Source organism: Rhizobium sp. BR 315 (assembly GCF_050577975.1).
Lineage (GTDB): Bacteria > Pseudomonadota > Alphaproteobacteria > Rhizobiales > Rhizobiaceae > Rhizobium > Rhizobium miluonense.
The window spans coordinates 1-511 of the sequence record NZ_JARWKZ010000207.1 but is presented as its reverse complement, the minus strand read 5'-3'; the positions used below and the strand labels follow the sequence as shown (position 1 = coordinate 511).

The following is a 511-nucleotide window of genomic DNA, read 5'->3' as shown; positions in this document are numbered from 1 at the left end:
GTCCTCGATCTGGATGGCTTCGCCCCCACCTCGTCAAATCTGCACTGAATCGCCCTTGGCAGGTTTCGACACCAGAGCGTGATGTCGTCCGAGAACTGCCTACACTTTCGGCATCACGCTTTATCCGACCGAACGCTTCCTTAACCCGCTTTCGAGTAAGCTTTCGGGCGAGATACGCAAAGAACAGAAGCACAATGTCGAAGCCTGCCTTCCGCTACAGCCACTACGATCTCAAGGAACAGCGCGCTGGAACGGTGATCGAAATCACGCTCTCGGCAATCGCCAATGTCAGGCTGATGAACGGCTCGAACTTCGAGCGTTTCACCGAAACCCTCAAGCACCAATTCCTCGGCGGCGTCGCCAAGAAGTCACCGATCCGGCTGTCCATTCCGGAATCGGGCCATTGGCATCTGGTCGTCGATATGGAGGGGCACAAGAGCCTGGCGGAATCGAGCGTGAAGATGGTCAATCAGACATCTGCGCCGCGCATGCAGAAAGCACCACAGGACGT

At 56.6% G+C, this 511-nt stretch carries 1 protein-coding gene; it reads left to right on the top strand.

The features are described from left to right. Positions 1-194 precede the first annotated feature (194 nt). Positions 195-511 (top strand): DUF1883 domain-containing protein (locus QD409_RS35795; RefSeq protein ID WP_430765093.1); only part of this gene is annotated, 317 nt, incomplete at its 3' end.